Annotated in this window: 9 protein-coding genes; 5 read left to right on the forward strand and 4 right to left on the reverse strand. The window is 48.8% G+C overall.

Going from position 1 to position 16,373, the window contains the following annotated elements; genetic code table 11:
• Window positions 1-538 precede the first annotated feature (538 nt).
• Complete coding sequence (locus MEALZ_RS07965) at window positions 539-2,488, reverse strand: helix-hairpin-helix domain-containing protein (RefSeq protein WP_014148114.1); 1,950 nt, start codon at window positions 2,486-2,488, stop codon at window positions 539-541.
• 261 nt (window positions 2,489-2,749) lie between these two features.
• Here MEALZ_RS07965 and MEALZ_RS07970 point away from each other — a divergent pair, with 261 nt between their 5' ends.
• The 5 genes from MEALZ_RS07970 (at window position 2,750) to MEALZ_RS23725 (ending at window position 13,645) form a co-directional block, all read left to right on the forward strand.
• Window positions 2,750-3,850 carry a response regulator gene (locus MEALZ_RS07970; RefSeq protein ID WP_014148115.1) on the forward strand — a complete coding sequence of 367 codons (1,101 nt, stop codon included), beginning with the start codon at window positions 2,750-2,752 and terminating at the stop codon, window positions 3,848-3,850.
• 4 nt (window positions 3,851-3,854) lie between these two features.
• Window positions 3,855-6,110, forward strand: coding sequence for a PAS domain-containing protein (locus MEALZ_RS07975; protein WP_014148116.1), 2,256 nt, complete (start codon window positions 3,855-3,857; stop codon window positions 6,108-6,110).
• Between the two features lie 813 nt (window positions 6,111-6,923).
• Window positions 6,924-8,540 (forward strand): sensor histidine kinase, encoded by a 1,617-nt coding sequence (locus tag MEALZ_RS20955; protein ID WP_014148117.1) that lies wholly within the window; start codon window positions 6,924-6,926, stop codon window positions 8,538-8,540.
• Window positions 8,537-12,097 (forward strand): PAS domain S-box protein, encoded by a 3,561-nt coding sequence (locus MEALZ_RS07985; protein ID WP_014148118.1) that lies wholly within the window; start codon window positions 8,537-8,539, stop codon window positions 12,095-12,097. Before MEALZ_RS20955 ends, MEALZ_RS07985 begins: the two co-directional genes overlap by 4 nt.
• Window positions 12,098-12,373: 276 nt before the next feature.
• Window positions 12,374-13,645 carry a hybrid sensor histidine kinase/response regulator gene (locus MEALZ_RS23725; RefSeq protein ID WP_014148119.1) on the forward strand — a complete coding sequence of 424 codons (1,272 nt, stop codon included), beginning with the start codon at window positions 12,374-12,376 and terminating at the stop codon, window positions 13,643-13,645.
• Window positions 13,646-14,353: 708 nt separating this feature from the next.
• Here the strand turns inward: MEALZ_RS23725 and MEALZ_RS07995 are convergent.
• From MEALZ_RS07995 to MEALZ_RS08005, 3 genes are read right to left on the reverse strand one after another with little or no spacing between them, the layout of a single operon-like run.
• Window positions 14,354-15,289, reverse strand: a complete 936-nt coding sequence (locus MEALZ_RS07995; RefSeq protein ID WP_014148120.1) for an ABC transporter ATP-binding protein — start codon at window positions 15,287-15,289, stop codon at window positions 14,354-14,356.
• A 12-nt stretch (window positions 15,290-15,301) separates the two neighbouring features.
• Complete coding sequence (gene hflD, locus MEALZ_RS08000) at window positions 15,302-15,931, reverse strand: high frequency lysogenization protein HflD (protein WP_014148121.1); 630 nt, start codon at window positions 15,929-15,931, stop codon at window positions 15,302-15,304.
• A complete protein-coding gene (locus MEALZ_RS08005) occupies window positions 15,928-16,368 on the reverse strand; it encodes a rhodanese-like domain-containing protein (protein WP_014148122.1) in 441 nt (146 codons plus the stop codon). Before MEALZ_RS08005 ends, hflD begins: the two co-directional genes overlap by 4 nt.
• Window positions 16,369-16,373: the final 5 nt, after the last annotated feature.

The raw sequence follows: 16,373 nt of genomic DNA on the forward strand, positions 1-16,373 counted from the left end.
CCGAACACCCCGGCGCCTCCATGTGTCAATGCCGAAATTTGAAGTGCGATGGGTATATGATTCCCTCACCTCACGCTAGGTGAGGGAAAGCCGCTGACGTTCAATATCCGCGGATTTATCAAACAACTTCGTTCCAAAATATTCGATAACCTCTGTTCAGCGAGATTAATACTTGGTGACAAAAGCTCCTATCCTAAATTCGACAGGTTAACCATGATGCGCATGAAGTTCATGATGTATTTCGAGAGATTACCTAAAAAATAAGCACAAAATAAATTAGACTTTTGATTCCCGCATCCAATCCTCTCTCAGTGAATAAAAAGATGAGCGCATCGTTCCCACGCTCCGCGTGGGAACGCATCCCGAGCCGCTCTAGCGTCCCCGTCCAGGTTCCCACGCAGAGCATGGGAACCATTTGTAGAAGTTATTTCATGCTCGTTCTTAAGTTTACTTTCTAACCTCTTAGATGAACGAAGACGCTAATTCTTCATGATCTTCATGGTGAAATGCTTGTTCTAGGTATATGCCCTCAGGCATTCTATCGACCGATCAAATCCAGATATTCGGCTTCGCTCAGTATGCGTACGCCGTGTTTTTCGGCGGCATTTAATTTGGTTGCCCCTACCTTTTCCCCTATGACCAAATAGTCGGTTTTCCCGCTAACCGCGCTACCGACTTTTGCGCCCATTGCTTTGGCTTCGCGAATCATATCCTCGCGCGAGCCTTGTTGCATCGTGCCGGTGAACACCAAGGATTTGCCGGCTATGGGGCTTTGTCCCGCAGGCATTTCCTTGGTTTTGGTTTCGTTCAATACAAAGCCTAAACGATATAATTGGTTGAACAACGGTTCGATTTTTTTCAAACCTTTCAGTACGATATCGGCAGTTTTCTCGGCGAAGCCTTCGAGCGCGACGATTTCTTCTTCGCTCAGCGAAAAGATTTCCGGTAAACGGTAGTGTGCGAGCAGTTTTTCGCAGTTGCCAAGCCCCATTCGGAATACGCCGAACGCGGCCAGAAACCGCCAGTCCTCGATCGGTTCGGATAAACTACGCTGCAATTGATCGACCAAATTTTGCGACTGCTTCGGGCCGAAACCCATCGCTTCGAAATCCGATGCGTTAAGTTGGTAGATCTTATCGATCGTTCGGATATCGTTATCGTAAAGTTTGGCGATCGTCGCCGGGCCGAAACCGTCGTTATTGCCGAGTACCCGAAAAAAATGTTCTATCGAATGACTGACCTGGGCGGGGCAATCGAAATTGTTTGTGCAATACAAAAAGTCGCCGTCCCAAACCAACTCGCTGCCGCAACTCGGGCATTGTTCCGGAAGATCCGGTTCGGCCGGCGTGATGACTTCCTCGATTTTCGGAATGACCTCGCCGCTTCGGGCGAGCTTGATCACCGCGCCGGGACCGATCCCTTTGTCGACGACCATCTTATAATGGTGAGCGGTCGCCCGTTGCAACAGTGCGCCGCTCAGACGGATCGGTTCGACTTCGACGACCGGTGTGATGCGGCCTGAGCGCGAAGTTTGCGGTACGACTTGGAGGATCTTGACTTCGGCGGTCGCGACATTTTCCTTGTAGGCGATTTGCCAACGATGATGATGGCGGGTGGCGCCCATATGGGTTTTTATTCGCTCGTCGGTAATTTCGAGTATTACGCCGTCGACGTCATAATCTACCGCATGCCAGATTTGTTTTACGATCTCATCGAAGCGCTCGGCAAGTTCCGTCCAACTGCCTTGCCAAGCGGGCAGTTTCGCAAAAGGAAAAAATACTGCGGCTTGATCTTTAATCGCCTGTTCCGCATGTTGCTCCAGATCTTTTTCCTTGATGACGCTGGCCTGAAAATTACGCGTGTTATCGAAAAACTCGGACAGATAACGCTGAAAATAGGTTTTGCCGACGACGATTTCGCCGGCACCCAGGCCGCGGGAGCCATTATCCGCGACTTGTAAGCCGCGCTCGAAGACGCGTGTGATGTCGGTGCCTTTTCTGCCGTCGCCGCGCGTATAAAACCGTTCGCCGTCGTCATAGGCCGCATAGCCGTCCAGTTTCGGCGTTACCTTGAAAACGAGAGAATCGAAGGCTATGTTTAGTTCGTCGGCCGCTTTTTGGATGCGTTTGGCCCAACTCTCGATTTCGCTCTGGCTATAAGCCTTGTCGGTCGATAGCATTCTAACCGGTAATTCAACCGTCTTACCGGCGAAAACCGATTCCGGTTCGACGCGCGTTACGAAAGAGTGCTTCGGATGACGGCGTTTCAGTTCGGCGATAAAAGTAAAGTCGTATTCGGCATCGCTAATCAGCGCCTCGCCGCCTCGATACAAGGCATTGGCTATCTCGATGAATTCGAGGAGCTCTTCGTCGTTGAGTTTCGCTTCGTCGACCGCGCGCGAGGCGATTGCTAATAGTTTTTCTTCGCTCAGGTGTTTTAGATTAAGGTTTGAGCGCTTGAGAATGTCTTTCTGATTATCGGTCAACATCTGCGGATTGATTGAATAATGTTCTATGGCGGATCCGGCCGAAATTATAACCGATAACGCAATATGGCGTTTGTATAGCTAATGATCATTATGCGGAAGGCATTATTTGAAGCAATTTGCGGGTTAGTACTCAAAATGCCGAAAAAAATATCCACAATAGTTATGCGGCACTTGTTTTTGTGTGTTAGATTTGATGGAAATTTCAGGTGCTTGGAAGTTTTTAGCGCTCTACCTCATTTCCCCTCATCCATGAGCCTGTCAATGCCGGAAAACTCTAACGCTAAAATACTGATCGTCGACGACTCGCCGGAAAATTTGTGCGTTCTCAGCGATTTACTGCAAACTCAATTTCAAGTACGCGTTGCCACGTCTGGAGAAAAGGCCTTGCGTATTGCCGGCACTGCGCCGCATCCCGATTTAATTTTGCTCGATGTGATGATGCCGGGTATGGACGGTTATCAAGTATTCGAGCATTTGCGTGCCGATTCGGCCACGAAAGATATTCCGATTATTTTCGTCACCGCGATGGACAGTGACGAAGCGCAATTCCAGGGTTTGGAATTCGGTGCTGTCGATTATATTACCAAACCGATTTCGCCCCCGATCGTCATGGCGCGCGTCCGAATTCAATTAGAGCTTAAACAAGCGCGCGATCGCTTGTCGGCTCAAAATTCTTGGTTGGAGGCCGAGATTGCGCGGCGTATGGCGGAAAACGAGCTGATACAAGAGGTCAGTATCAGGGCTCTCGCTCATCTGGCCGAAGCGCGCGATCCTGAAACCGGCAATCATATTCTGCGAACCCAAGGTTATGTGCAAGAGTTGGCCTTGGCTTTGCGCGATTCCCCTGGATTTTGCGATATGCTGACCGATAAATTTATCAAACTATTGAGTCGTTCGGCGCCGTTACACGATATCGGCAAGGTCGGTATTCCCGATGCCATCTTGCTCAAGCCGGGGCCATTGACATCCGCCGAATGGGCCGTGATGAAGACGCATGCCCGTATCGGTAGCGAAGCGATTGAAATGGCTGAACAAGAAGCCGCGGGGCAAGTCGAATTTTTGTCGTTGGCTAAGGAAATAGCCCATTGGCATCATGAAAAATGGAACGGTTCCGGTTATCCGGATGGCTTGTCCGGCGAAAGCATACCGGTTTCGGCGCGCATCATGGCGCTGGCCGATGTCTTCGATGCTTTGATTTCTCCGCGTGTTTATAAGGCGCCGATGAGTTACGGTGAGGCCAGGGACATTATTGCTTTGGGGCGCGGCAGTCATTTCGACCCGGTCATGGTCGATGTGTTTTTGAAGCATTTCGATGTCTTTTGCGAAATAGCCGACCGATATAGCGATTCGGTAATGGCATAACAAAATGTTTCGTCGACACCCTCGGGCGGAAATCATCCGTGTCGTATTGACTTATGCGTTGTACGCCGCGTTGTGGATATTCTTTTCCGATAGCTTGTTATCAAGTCTTATTGATGAGCCGGATAACATAGCGTTAATTAGCACCATTAAGGGGTGGATCTTCGTTATTGTCACATCGTTGCTGCTGTTTCAATTAATGCACCGCTTGGTGGACCGGGAAGCCATTGCAGAAAATACCGAAAAAAATCGTTTCGGTACAGGCGTGCATTGGACGTTATTGATTGTCGCCGTTTTCTTATTCGTATTTGCTTATAGCCAATATGGATCTTTCGGCAATCAACCATTGCAATTATCGCCAATACGACCGGCAACGATGCAAGACTCGGCTTGGTTGGGACTTGCCGGTTTAATCTCGATATTTACAATTGGGACGGGATTCTATCTGTTACGCCAACAGGAACGTTTAGCCGAGTCTCAAGCAATACAACGGGCTCAAGCGGAGCGGTTAAAGGCGCTCGGTTTATTAGCCGCAATCGCCGATAGTTCAAACGATGCGATTTTCGCAAAGGATTTGGAAGGTCGTTATACGCTTTTTAATCCCGCTTCGGAGCGTTTTACCGGAAAAAAGGCCGTCGATGTTCTGGGGCTTGACGATACGGCGCTTTTTTCACCCGAACAGGCCGAAATGCTTATCGCGAACGATAGGGCTGTTTTGGAAGAAGGTCGAGTCATTACTTACTACGAGGATCTCGAAGTTTCGAACGAAAAACGCACATTTCTTGCCACTAAGGGGCCTTTGTTCGATAACGACAATAATGTCATCGGGATATTCGGGATTTCCCGCGACATTAGCGAGCTAAAACAAGCGGAACGGTCGTTACGAAATAGCGAGGAGCGTTTTCGGGCATTGGTGGAGCAATCGCTAGCCGGTATTTATATCATTCAGGATAATCGATTTCGCTACATTAACCCGGCGTTTGCATCGATTTTAGGATATGACTCTACACAGCATATTATCGACACATTGGCGGTCGACGATTTAATCAGCCCTGAGTATCGTGAGGAAGTCACCAATAACATCGCTAGCTTGATCAATGGAACGGTATCCTCGATCAGTAATTACCGTTTTACCGCATTACGCCGCGACCGAAGTCCTGTATATATCGAAGCGCATGGCAGTGCCTTCGACTATCAAGGCCGGCCGGCCGTCATAGGGCTCTTTCTCGACATCAGCGCGCGCAAAGCCGCCGAAGACGCGCTTCGTGAAAGCGAGCGGCGTTTTTACGATATCGCAAATGTTTCTGCGGACTGGATTTGGGAAATCGACACAAACGCGCGTTACATTTACTCATCCGACGGCGTATTCGAAATGCTTGGATATGCGCCCGAAGAAGTGCTAGGTAAGACACCCTTCGATTTTATGCCTTCCGAAGAAGCCGACAAGCTACGTGAATGGTTTGCAGGCATTAAGACCCATCGTAAATCGTTTCGTGACATTGAGAGCATAAATTGTCACAAAGACGGCGCCTTGCGTTATATCATGTCTCACGGTACGCCGATTCTCGATGATGGTGGTCAATTGCTCGGTTTTCGAGGCCTCGATCAAGATATCACGGAACGAAAGCAAGCGGAATTGGCTGTGCGGCAAAGCGAAGCGTTTAAGCGTGCGATTTTGGATTCGGTTAATGCGCATATCGCTGTATTGGATAAACAGGGAATCGTTGTAGCGGTCAATCAACCGTGGCGGCGCTTTGCTCATGACAACGGACTGGCGTCCGGAGAGGCGTTTAATTCAGTTGATGTCGGCGTAAATTATTTGGACGTTTGTCAAAAAAGCACCGGCTCATCGTCCGAAGGCGCGATGACGGCAAGAGACGGAATTTTAGCGGTTTTGGAAGGCCGTGTTCCAGTTTTTTACTTGGAATATGCCTGCCATTCGCCGGAACGGCAGCGCTGGTTTATGATGACTGCCACTCCATTGGAGACAGAGGAGCAGGGCGTGGTCATCGCTCATACCGATATCACCGCTCGTAAGGCCGTTGAAGAGACGCTTCGCCGGCAAACCGAAGAGCTAGAGGATCGTAATCAGGAATTGGAGCGCTTTAATCGCGCGACGGTTGGGCGTGAGCTCGATATGATTGCTTTAAAGCAGAAAATCAATGAACTTTCTAAGCGGCTAGGGCAGAGTCCGCCTTATCCGCTAGCTTTTCTCGATAATTCTCAGCAAGATACGCAATTTAACGAAACCGGTAAGGAATGAGCGTGAAATAACTTAAGCTTTTGATACCCCAATATGCTCCCGGAGGACTTGTAGTGTATTCATCGTCGCCACGCTCCGTGCCTGTCGTTATGCACATTTCTTTTTCGATACGCTGCCGGCCATCCAGCGCGATGGCAAAATCATGCAAGCGCTGGAACTCTGTAGGGTACGCTGTGCGTACCAGGGTAACCCTGCCAATTTCGACACAAGACCTTATGGTTCGATCTAGGTAGAGATTCGATACTTAACGGCATGAAGGTATGCGCAGCGTATCCTACAATATATATACCCTTTGCTTGTCAAATTTCGGTGCCGGGGTGCCCGTCAAAGGACGCCGTAAATACGTCCATGTAGGCTCTATGATAGCATCCATGCTATCAAAGCCTTTGCGAGCGCCATGGATGGCGTGAATGTCGATTTTGCAGGAGCAAAAATCGACCTAACACCCCGGCACCTCCATAGGCTAATGCCGAAATTTGAAGTGCGAAAGGTATATAAGGACGAGGACAGAGAGTCACTGCCATTAAGTTAAGCCGTCATAAAAATAAGTACTTCTTGCATTCAGGCTCTAATGTACTTTAACAGCTTGCCATCCATGGCACTGGATTCCGCCAGTCCATGGCGGAATGACGGGTTACCCGTTCCTTAATGGCAGTGGGGCAGAGCGTGGGAACCATTTGAAGAGTCTATTCAAGCCCATGCCCGATTGCGTAGCCTACGCTATGCTTTAACGACCCAGTTTAGATTTGAGTCTCAGGATCTATTGAAATATGTTAAATACAATCCATTTTTTAGCCTTGATTCGGTGGCGTCATGATCGATGAACTGAGCCAATTTCTGTCAACAAAGGGATTGCTTCCTCACGGTTATTGTTTAAGTTGGTCGCCGCCTTTAGTGATGACTTATGTTGTTAGCGAAACATTGATTTTTCTCGCTTATTTTTCCATGCCGGCCGCGTTGTCTTATTTCGCGAGACGACGCAAGGACTTTCCTTATCAATGGGTGCTGTGGATGTTCGCCACGTTTATCATGGCTTGCGGAATGACTCATCTGCTCGGGGCCGTCTTACTGTGGCAACCTTGGTATGGCTTGGATGTTATTTTCAAGTCGGCTACCGCTCTGATTTCGATCGGCGCCGCCGTGTCACTCTGGTATGTACTTCCCGATGCTCTTAGATTACCCAGTCCCTCGCAATTGCGTCGAGTCAATGAGCAATTACAAGCTGAAATCATCGAACGAAGAAGGGTCGAAGAACAGTTAAGGCAAGCAAAGTCTGAAATCGAACTAAGCTTGCATAAGGAACGAATACTTCGTGCGGCTATTGTCGAGTTTTCCGATGATGCGATTATTGGCGGCAGTGCCGATGGAATCATAACGGATTGGAACAGGGCGGCTGAGGCGATGTTTGGCTATACCTCAAAGGAAGTTTTAGGGCAATCGCTGCTCTCGCTGATGGCACCCACACAGCGTAATCAAGAGCAGATGCTAGTCGAAGCGGTCGGCAGGGGGCAATCGGTCAGGCAGCACGAATTAAAGTGTTTACATAAGAATGGCAATTTGTTCGATGTGGCGATGACTATTTCACCTATTTTCGATAAAGAGAAAAAAGTGGTGGCTTCTTCCACGATTGCTCGGGATATAACCGAGCGGAAGCATTACGAGTTAGAGATACTCAGGCTCAATGCCGATTTAGAACGGCGCGTAGAGGAAAGAACCGAAGAACTGACCTTGGCGAATCAGGAATTAGACAGCTTCGCTTATGCGGTCTCCCATGATTTACGGGCTCCGATCCGAGCATTGAATGGTTTTAGTTGGGCCTTAATCGAAGACTATGCGGATGAACTGCAAGACCAGGCAAAAGAATATTTGCAGCAGATCGGAGTTGCGACCCGCCGTATGAATGATTTGATCGACGGCTTATTATCGTTATCGCGAAATACCCGCGGCGAGCTAAGCCGTGATCGGGTTGATGTTTCTTCGCTGGCGGTTCGCGTGCTCGCCGAACTGTCCGATAGTAATCCCGGGCGTCATGTCGATGTGCGGGTCGAACAAGGCCTGAATGCCAGTTGTGATAAACGCATGATCGAGTCGGTCATATCAAATTTGCTCGAAAATGCTTGGAAATATACGGCTAAACAAAAAGCGGCGAGCATTCGCGTGTTTGCCCAAGATCGAGAAGGCGTTCGCTATTTTTGTGTGGCCGACAATGGCGTCGGCTTCAATATGGCAAATGCCGAACGCTTATTTCAACCTTTCCAACGCTTGCATCATCAAAATGAATTTCCCGGAATTGGTATCGGTTTGGCTACCGTTAAACGCATCATCAATCGGCATGGCGGCGTAATCGAAGTCGATAGCCAGCCGGGTAAAGGCGCTGAGTTTTGCTTTTCATTGCCTGAAATTGCAGTCGAAGGAAACAAGTCGTCATGAATGATGTGCAAAAAATTCTTGTTATTGAGGATAGTGCGGCAGATTTTTTGTTGTTGGAGCGCTATTTGCGAAGGCATGGACTCGCGTCTGTGTGTTATTGCGTAAACTCCAATGCGGAGTTGCAGCGGGCCTTGCAAAACGAATGGGATGTGGTGCTCTCCGATTATAATGTACCCGGCATGAATTTTCGTTCGACCCTCCAATCTATCAAATCGTACCGGGATGACTTGCCGGTAATTTTAGTGACGAGTGCGATCGGCGAAGAAGTCGCCGTGGACTTGTTATGGCAAGGCGTCAGCGATTTCGTACTCAAGGATAATCTTGCCCGCTTGCCTTCGTCCATCCATCGTGCTCTAAATGAAGTCAAAGAGCATCGAGCTCTGCAACATGCCGAAGTCGCGTTAAAGCAAAGCCAGGCGAAAGCCCTCGAGGAGCAACGCCAAGCGCGTCTGGCCGCGTTGAACTTAATGGAGGATGCAATCGTTGCGCAAACCAGGGCTGAACAGGCGCATGCCGCATTGTTGGAGTCGGAAGCCAAATTTCGGTTGTTGGCCGAGAATTCTTCGGATTGTATTTTTTGGCTCAATCCTGATGGGCAATTCAATTATATTTCGCCGGGGTGTGCGCAAATAACAGGTTACCCCGCCGATGCGTTTCTTGAAAATGCCAAGCTCATGGACGAGCTTGTGCATGAAGAGGATCGGGATAGATATTGGCACTATCTGATGAGCGATAGCAAAGACAAAAAGGGCTATTTGGAATTTCGAATCGTACACAAGAATGGCACTATCCGTTGGATCAGTCATCAGAATAAGGCTATCCATGACGAGAACGGGGTTTATCTAGGCAAGCATGGATACCATCGCGATATTACCGCGCAAAAATCGATGGAGCAAGAGTTGCGCGATAGTGAAGCGCGTTTCCGGGTGGCGGTGGAGAACATTCGGGATGCCTTTATTTTAATGGATGCAAACGATAGGATAGTTATTTGGAACCCCGCGGCCGAGACAATATTCGGTTATACGCAAGACGAAGTGAAGGGGAAGTTGCTTCATGCTACGATTGCGCCTTCCCGTTTACATGATTCAGCCTCAGCCGGGTTATCGCATTTCAAACAAACAGGGGATGGACCTGTTGTCGGCCGTACTTTGGAATTGCCTGCCGTTCGCCGAAACGGCGAGGAGTTTTTGGTCGAGCTTTCTCTCTCGGCTGTCAAATTGGACGGGCATTGGCATGCTGCCGGTATTGTCCGCGATATTACCGAGCGTAAACGAACCGAGGAGCAGTTGCGCAAGCTTGCACAGGCCGTCGAGCAGAGTCCCGAAAGCATTGTGATCGCTAATTTGGATGCCGAGATCGAATATGTCAATCAGGCTTTTGTGGCGAATACTGGCTATAGCTTTGACGAGGTAATCGGTCGTAATCCTAAAATTTTACACTCCGGTAAGACGCCGCCTGAGACGTTCATTCAATTTTGGGATGCAATGATGCGCGGTGAAACTTGGAAAGGCGAATTTATTAACCGGCGCAAGGACGGCAGCGAATATATCGAGTTCGCGATCGTTTCGCCGCTCCGTCAACCGGATGGTCGTATTACGCATTATGTGTCGGTCAAAGAGGATATTACCGACAAAAAACATAACGGCGAGGAATTGGACCGCTACCGTCATCATTTGGAAGAACTGGTCGCCGATCGAACGGCGGAGCTGGAAAAAGCGCGTGCCGCGGCGGATGCGGCAAACAAGGCCAAGAGCTCGTTTCTGGCGAATATGAGTCATGAAATCCGTACGCCGATGAATGCGATTCTGGGATTGACATATTTATTAAAACAAAGCCCGTTGTCGCCCGTGCAAGGCGAACGCCTGACTAAAATCGAGGTTTCCGCTCAACATTTATTGTCGATTATTAATGATATTTTGGACTTATCCAAAATCGAGGCAGGGTGTTTGGAATTGGAGCAAACCGACTTCGCGCTCGAGGCCGTATTGGATCATATTAAGTCGTTGGTTGCCGATCAAGCCAAGCTCAAGGGCTTGTCGGTTATTTCGGATAGCGACGGCGTTCCTCATTGGCTTAGAGGCGATCCGACACGTCTGCGTCAAGCGATGTTGAACTATGCGGGCAATGCGGTGAAATTCACCGAACAAGGTTCGATTGTCTTGCGCGCCAAACTGTTGCAAGAGAACGAGCAAGGCTTGTTAGTACGTTTTGAAGTTCAGGATTCGGGAATCGGCATCGCCGAAGAGCATTTGCCGTTATTGTTTGAATCTTTTTCTCAAACCGATGTGTCGATTACCCGAAAATACGGCGGTACCGGTTTGGGATTGGCGATTACCAAAAGGCTTGCGACCATGATGGGCGGGGACGTCGGCGTTGAAAGCCGGATTGGGCAGGGTAGTACATTTTGGTTTACCGCTTGGCTTCGGCGCGGGCGTGGAGTGATGTCGGCGGTACAGATTGGAACAAGCAAAGCTGTCGATGATCTATTGCGTCGCCGATATGCCGGCGCGCGTTTGCTAGTGGCGGAAGACAACCCGATCAATCGAGAAGTCGTTTTGGAGTTATTACATAGTGTCGGTTTGTCGGTGGATACCGCCGAAAATGGCCGTGTGGCATTGGATAAAGTCCGATCGAAACAGTACGATTTGATATTGATGGATATGCAGATGCCAGAGATGGACGGTTTGGCTGCTACTCGGGCGATTCGTTCTCAAACGGAGTATGTGCGGTTGCCGATTTTGGCGATGACCGCTAATGCTTTCGACGAAGATCGTCGTGTTTGTTTTGACGCCGGAATGAATGATTTCATCGCCAAGCCAGTGATTCCGGAGGTACTTTATACCGTGGTGTTGCGTTGGTTGGCGCGCGAAAAACATGACTTGCCGGAGCTCGATAATCGGTCTGAGGAGTCTCGAATGGTGTTCGATCAATTGAATAGCCAAAGCGAGCTAGGGGATATACCGGGCGTGGATACGGTTAAGGGCCTGCAAATGGTCAACGGCGATATCGGTAAGTATCGACGGCTTCTACGCATGTTTGCGCAATCGCATCGACAAGACATGAGTCTGGCACGGAAACAATTAGCTTCCGGCGATAACGAAGCCGTTCGTCGCTTAGCGCATGGTCTGAAAGGCGTAGCCGCGACTTTAGGCGCTAGGGTTGTCGCCGATTGTGCGGCAGCATTGGACAATGCCTTACGTGCGGATGCCGGGTCGGACGATTGTATGAAATTGGCGCTTGCATGCGAACATGAATTAACACAGTTGGTCGAGGCAATTCAGTCTTTGCCCGAAGCAACCGAACAGGATGATCTCGAGTCGATTGATATCGATCCTGAGCGTTTGAGGAGCCTCATCCAAGACCTTGAGCGCTTACTGGATGAGAGCAATGTTAAAGCCGGCAGTTTAAGCCGTGAATCGGCGGCGATGTTGCGGGTCTATTTGGGCGATCGTTATGCGATGTTTAATCGGTGTATTGATCGGTTCGATTATGATGAGGCTTTACGGATATTGAGAAGTGTATCGGATAACGATAATGACGGTTTGTCTATATCCTAACGATCATGAAGACCTCGCCATCGCCCCGGTAAATGAAAGCTCTCTGGGGTGGGGAGGGTGCGGTCACTCGCCCGACAGGACGCCGTGAATACGTCCATGTAGGCTCGACGGCGGCTCCCTGCCGCCGACGCCTGTCGATCGAGCAACCGCCCCCTCTTCGGAACCGGCATTGTGTTGAATATCGAAAAACTAGATTAAGATTTCAAATCCGCGAACTTTCACAGTAAGCGTTCGGTATTCGATTAATGCGCGGCTTGATAAGTATGAGAAATGAGCATGGATAATAAAAAAAAGATACTGATCATCGACGATATGCCGGCTAATCTTGAATTGATGGCTGAAGTTTTAAAGGATGATTATAGCGTTCAAGTTGCCACATCCGGTGAAAAAGGCTTGAAATTGGCGCGTGAGTATATGCCTGATTTGATATTGCTTGATGTGATGATGCCGGGGATAAGCGGTTACGATTTGTGCCGTCGACTGAAAGCCGAACCGGAATGTTGTGAAATCCCGGTGATTTTCGTGACGGCGCTAGACGATCAAGCCGATGAGGCGTTCGGTTTGCAATTGGGGGCCGTCGATTATATCGTTAAACCGATTGTGCCGGGCATCGTCATGGCTCGAGTTAAAAGCCAATTGGCGCTAAAAAACGAGCGCGACTTACTGGAAAGTCAAAATGTATGGCTAAAAAGCGAAATCGAACGCCGCATGGGCGAATTAAAAGAGGCTCAGGCGTTTTTATTTCAATCCGAAAAAATGGCATCATTAGGCTTGTTGGCGGCCGGTATTGTTCATGAGATCAATAACCCGCTGAGTTATGTATATGCGAATTTGGAAGGCTTAAAAGATCGCTTACAGTCAGTGTTGTCTATTTTCGAATTGGCCGAAAAATTTTCCCGGCAGTTGCCGCAAGACCACCCCGATGTGTTGTTTTTCCAGAAGCTTAAAGAAGAATTGGATTACGATGATTTTAAAGCCGATTTAGCCGATTTGATCGAGGAGTCGATCGAAGGGGCAGTGCGAGCAAGAAAAATCATTCAGAATCTTCGCGAGTTTTCGCATATGAATGAGAACGAAAGCGGTCTGCATGACCTTGAGTCGGGCATCGATGCCACACTTAACATCGTGAATAACGAATTAAAATATAAGGCGGAAATTATCAAGGAATATGGGGGGCTTGCACCGATTAACTGCGTCGGCTCACAGATCAATCAAGTCGTGATGAATTTGCTGGTGAATGCCGCCCAAGCCATCGAAAAATCAGGAAAAATAATTATAAGAACGGGCGGTCAAGGTAACGATAGGGTATGGATAGAGGTTGAAGATACCGGTTGCGGCATGTCCGAGGAGGTTAGGCGGAAAATATTCGACCCGTTTTTTACGACTAAGCCGGTCGGTAAGGGGACGGGCTTGGGTTTATCGCTGTCTTATAAGATCATCAAGGAGCATGGCGGGACGATCGATTTGACATCGGAATTAGGTAAAGGAACAAAATTCCGTGTCTATCTGCCGGTCAATAAAGAGGCCGGAGCTGGGGCTCCGTTATAAATCCATAAAAAGCATTTTGTCCACGAAACACACGAAAATCACGAAAATATTTAATTATACCTTTCATGCTTCAAATTTCGGCAGCGCCTGAGCAGGCATCGGTGTGTGCGGTCCCTCACCTAACGCCCGGTGAGGGACCAGAATGGAGCTGGCCTGTCGGGTGAGTGATCGTACCCTTCGCCACGCCTTGCACTTTCACTTGCCGGGCCTTCATGAATCGTTAGGATAAACCTAAAAAGAGCAGTTGAGAGCCTCAAACTACCGTTCGCCCTGAGCCCGTCGAAGGGTCAACGGTAGTTTGAGGCTTCACCACGACGGTGAAAGTGTTGTATACCCTTCATGCTTCGACTTAGCTCAGCACGAACGGTCTACAACACATGTCAACTGCTCTTTTTACTGTGAAAGTTCGTAAATTTGGATTCATTATCTAATTTTTCGATATACAAATCTCTGTTCTGGCAATGCCGGTTCCGGAGAGGGTGCGGTTGCTCGATCGACAGGCGTTGGCGGCAGGATAGCCGCCATCGAGCCTACATGGACGTATTCACGGCGTCCTGTCGGGCGAGTGACCGCGCCCTCCCCACGTCTCGTACTTTCATTTGCCGGGGTGATTGCCGGGCTTTCATGAACGTTAGGATAAAGCTTAGAGCTGACACATATTGACTCTGTTCAGAAAGCAACTGGATACCGTTAATAAATTTCTTATTATCAAACTGCGTTACGATGGCTCGATTCAGTCAGTTTGACAAAAACGTCTTCAAGCGATTGTTTCATTTCGGTAATTTCCAGTAGTCCCCAACCTAGGCGAACGGCAGTTTCGGTAATATGTTCGTTAAGATTTTGCGTATTATCGTGGTGTAATCGCGTAATGTTTCCGGGTAAGCCTTCGACTGACAATATGCCGGGTATCGCTTTCAAGCTATTGAAATCGGCCGGTAGTCGCGTTTTGATTTGTAGCGTACTTGTCTTTAACTGCCGATTGAGCCCTTCGATCGTTTCGTGAAAAATCAATTTGCCGTGCTGAATAATTTGTACATGTGTGCAGGATTCTTGGACTTCCGGCAGAATATGGGTGGACAGAATGACGCCGTGGTCTCGGCCCAGTTCACGGATCAGGTTTCGAATTTCTCGGATTTGTATCGGGTCAAGACCCACGGTCGGTTCATCGAGAATAACGACGTCAGGATTGTGCAAGATGGCTTGAGCGATGCCGACCCGTTGTTGAAAGCCTTTGGAAAGATTGCCGATGAGCCGGCTCGCGACTTCTCTTAAGCCGCATCGCTCCTTGGCTGTTGCGATGGCTTTTGAGATATGTCCGCGCGTTAGACGATGGAGTCGCGCGCAATAATGCAAAAATTCATCGACGGTCAATTCACGGTATAGCGGAGGTGTATCCGGTAAATAGCCGAGTTTCAACTTAGCCGATTTCGGTTTATCGAGTATGTCGTAACCGTTGATAGTAATGAGTCCGGCGCTGGGAGCGAGATTGCCGCAGAGCATCTGCATCGTCGTGGTTTTACCGGCGCCGTTCGGTCCTAAAAAGCCTAGTACTTCGCCTTTAGACAGGGTAAAACTGACATCGTCGACCGCGCAAAGTTTGCCGTAATAACGGTATAAATGTTCGGCTATTATCAGATGACTCATAACGCAATTCGGTTAGATTCTTTGGAGCAGTGCTTCGACTTCCGTTTGTAGTTTTTTCCGGAAGAACAAAAATTTCCAACGCGATCCGCCGCATTGCTTCCATAGGATTGCCGAGCGTATGCCAGCTAGCAGCAGGGCTCTGATTTTATTGACGGTATCGGGTCTCGATAAATAATGTTGTTCGCCGTTGACCATGATCCTCGGTTGTAGCGTACTGATCGTGTTGTGATAAATGTCGCCGAGGTTGGCTAATACGTTTTCGTGCAAAAGCCCGAAAGTTTCGCTTTGGTGTTGGGCTTTTTCGATGCCTTTACCGATGACTTCCATTAAATCGGGACGGTTTGATACCTGTTTTTCTAAAAATACTAGCGATGCCGCATATCGTGCTTGTTCGGGATCTGCGATATCGAAACCGGTCATTTGCCGGTTGAGTTGTTCCAATCCGAATTTGATACCGGCTAGGCCGCCATAAATGTCTTCAACCGTATCCGAGTCGATTTTAAGAATGCTGGCGATACTGGCTTCGGTTGCATCGGGATCCGATTTGCCGGTTGTTGCCAATTGCCTGACCAGCGCGGCCGCTTGGGCGATGCCTGCGAGTGCGATTGCTTGGTTGGTGATGGTGTTGAGATTTTTTGTCATTGTTTACAAGCCAATAGACCAGGGCAATGTTGAGTGGTGGCATAGCCGGCTTGAATCCAAGGCTGAATACCGTTTTGTAGATGGTTAATATTGTCTAAACCGAATGTTTGCACTAGGAGATTACCGGCTTTTTCACTTCGATTGCCGGATCGGCATACCAGCACGACGGGTTGATTCGGTGAAGTGCGTAATTTTTCCATTTCGCTTAGCCATTGTTCTGCATCGTAGCTGCCTCGACTATCGAAAAATTGAAGCCTTACACTGTGAGGTATCGTTCCAGTCTCGGCCCATTCTTTTTCGGTACGGATATCGATGATCAAAGCATTTTGTCTGTTTTTCATTTCGAGCATTTGCGGTATATCGATAGCCCCAAGCTCACTCGCCGATAGTAACTGCGTATGGATCATCAATGAAAATAAAAATAAAAGTTTGTTCATGGAAT

This window comes from Methylotuvimicrobium alcaliphilum 20Z (genome assembly GCF_000968535.2).
GTDB lineage: Bacteria > Pseudomonadota > Gammaproteobacteria > Methylococcales > Methylomonadaceae > Methylotuvimicrobium > Methylotuvimicrobium alcaliphilum.